Source organism: Photobacterium sp. 1_MG-2023, assembly GCF_030547945.1.
Classification (GTDB): domain Bacteria; phylum Pseudomonadota; class Gammaproteobacteria; order Enterobacterales; family Vibrionaceae; genus Photobacterium.
Map to the genome: position 1 here is coordinate 1 of NZ_JAUORR010000068.1, position 1,787 is coordinate 1,787.

The 1,787-nt window shown below is 55.9% G+C and carries 1 protein-coding gene; it reads left to right on the plus strand.

Annotated elements, in window-relative coordinates:
• The coding region (locus Q4579_RS22840) for a condensation domain-containing protein (RefSeq protein ID WP_303567251.1) at positions 1 to 1,787 on the plus strand (1,787 nt) is incomplete at both ends.

The window sequence follows — 1,787 nt, forward strand, 5'->3', positions numbered from 1 at the left end:
GAATATATGGTGCCGGGCAGTATCACGTTGATTGATAAGGTGCCGCTGACGATTAACGGTAAGCTGGACCGCCGGGCACTCCCTGCACCGGTGTGGGTGCGTGAAGACAGCTACCGGGCGCCGCGCAATGCCCTGGAAGTCCAGCTGTGTCAGGTGTGGCAGCAGGTCCTCGGGGTTGAGCGGGTCGGCATTGACGACAACTTCTTCCGGTTAGGGGGAGACTCGATTCAGGCGATTAAGCTGACGGCGGCCATGCGTGCCCGGCTGAATACAGATGTGCCGCTGGCGACACTCTTTGGTCAGCCAACAGTGGCGGGGTTAAGTGCACAGCTGAATGCTTTGTCGGAGATGATTGAGATCCCGGCGCTGGCATTAGAGAGCTATCCGTTGTCCTTTGCTCAGGAGCGGATGTTGTTTATTGAGGACTTTGAACAGGGAACGTCTACCTATCATATTCCACAGTTATTCCGATTAGAGAGTGATGCGGCTTTACCTGTACTGACGCAGGCGCTGAATATGGTGGTTGATCGCCATCCGGTTCTGAAAAGTGCCTATGGTTATGATGAGCAAGGGGTGGGGTATCAGCATGTTGTGGCTGATGCACTGGTTGTTTCAACTCAGGTTCTGGCTGACGATGCAGCACTGGAGGAGGCTGCTCGCACCGACATCACCACACCATTTGCCTTGCGGGAAGAAGCGGGCATGCGTGTGCATCACTACGTGGTGGATGGGGATTTGCATCAGGAAGCACAGCATTACCTGTTGATGCTCTGGCACCACATCGCAATGGACGGCTGGTCTGTTGAAGTCTTCTTCCGTGAGCTCAGCGAAGCCTATCAGGCGCTGCTGGAACATCGTGCCCCAAGCCTGCCCGAGCTGCCGATCAGTTACGGTGACTATGCGCACTGGCAGCGGAAATACCTGCTGGGGGCGGTACGGGAGCAACAGTTGTCTTACTGGCAGGATGCGCTTAGCGGCTATGAGACACTCAACCTGCCGACGGACAAGCCAAGGCCAGCCGCACTGGATTATGCAGGGCAGAACCTTTACTTCAGTCTGCCTGTCGAGGTCTCTACAGCGCTGAAATCGCTGGCCAAAGCACGGGGGACAACTCTGTATACGGTGCTGCTGAGTGCCTTCAGTGTCTTGTTGTCGAAGTACAGTCATCAGGAAGATATTTTGCTGGGAACCCCCACGGATAACCGTCATCACAGCCAAACCCAAGGGCTGATCGGGATGTTTGTGAATTCTCTGATACTGCGTACGCAGGTGAAATCTGAAGATACCATCGCAACATTGATTGATGAGACTCACGCCGTGGTAACTGGGGCCAAAGCCCATCAGGACCTGCCTTTCGAGCAGTTGGTGGATGCCCTGGGTGTGGCGCGGGATCCGAGCCGTCATCCGCTGTTTCAGGTGATGTTCGGGGTACAGTCTTTCGGTGAGACGGCACTCAGAGACAGCACCTTGCCGTTGAGTCCGGCCACCGTGACGGCCGTTGACTTCAGCCCGGCGAAGTATGATCTCAGCCTGTTCCTGGAAGAAGGTGAGGACGGGGGGCAGTTTGTGATTCGTGGTTCACTGAACTTCGCGACCAGCCTCTTTACGGCGGCGACGATGACGCGTCTGCTGAGCGGTTATCAAACGCTGCTGACAATGTTTGCGGCGGCGCCGGACAGCAGAATTCGCGAGATAGACCTGCTTGCCGATGAAGAAAAACAGACCCTGCTGACCACCTTCAACCAGACGGAAGCTTCGTATCCGCAGGACCAGAGTCTGGTCACGTT